Source organism: Polaromonas sp. P1_G4 (genome assembly GCF_056405475.1).
Genome location: NZ_JBFUCA010000963.1, coordinates 1 through 790 on the forward strand (window position 1 = coordinate 1; position 790 = coordinate 790).

2 protein-coding genes are annotated in these 790 nt (G+C 52.5%); one reads left to right on the forward strand and one right to left on the reverse strand.

Annotated elements, in window-relative coordinates:
- On the reverse strand, window positions 1–301 hold a 301-nt coding region (locus AC1D1X_RS24750; RefSeq protein ID WP_477699546.1), incomplete at its 3' end, for an isocitrate/isopropylmalate family dehydrogenase.
- A 199-nt stretch (window positions 302–500) separates the two neighbouring features.
- On the opposite strand from AC1D1X_RS24750, the gene AC1D1X_RS24755 reads away from it, so the two are divergent.
- Window positions 501–790: hypothetical protein (locus AC1D1X_RS24755; protein WP_477699547.1), on the forward strand; the 290-nt coding region annotated here is incomplete at its 3' end.

The window sequence follows — 790 nt, forward strand, 5'->3', positions numbered from 1 at the left end:
ACACGACGTAGTCACGAACAGCGTGCAGGGTTTCTTCTGGCAGCCAGACGTCCGGGCCATAGACCTTGGTCGACTTCTCACCGGCAAACACTTCCATCCAGTGGATCTTTTTCTTGCCGCCGTAGGCTTTGGCAACAGCAGCATCAACCACTTTCAGCATAACCGGCGTAATGTCTGCGCCGGTGCCGTCGCCTTCAATGAACGGAATGATGGGTTCGTCAGGTACGTTCAACGAGTTGTCGGCATTGACAGTGATTTTTTGGCCTTGGGAAGGCACCTTGATGTGCTGATACATGAACAAAAGTCTCCGGTAAGCGCAAGGCGTCCAGGGGCACGCCACGCAACAGTTAGGTAAAAACCCCTAAATTCTAGCCGTAAAACCATACAGCAAAAGAATTTGGGGGCATCGTGTCAACGGCTTTGGAACCGGCCTCGTTACGGTAGGGCCTCCGAGAAGTTCGGGGTATTTTTTCCAATAACGTTATCAAAGGAAATTCCAAATGAACAAAATCCTCGCTGCTTTGATCGCTGGCCTCTTCGCTGCTGGTGCTTTCGCACAAGCTTCCGCTCCTGCGGCTACTCCAGCCAAGCCAGCTGTTGCCGCAACGCCAGCCGCTCCCGCTGCAAAAGCAGAAGCCAAAGCTGAAGCCAAGCCAGCCAAAATGACCAAAGAAGAAAAAGCTGCTGCCAAGGCCGCAAAGAAAGAAAAAGCTGCTGCTGACAAGAAAGCAAAAGCTGAAGCCGCTGCAGCCAAGAAAGCCGAAGCTGCTGCCGCCAAAAAAGCAAAAGC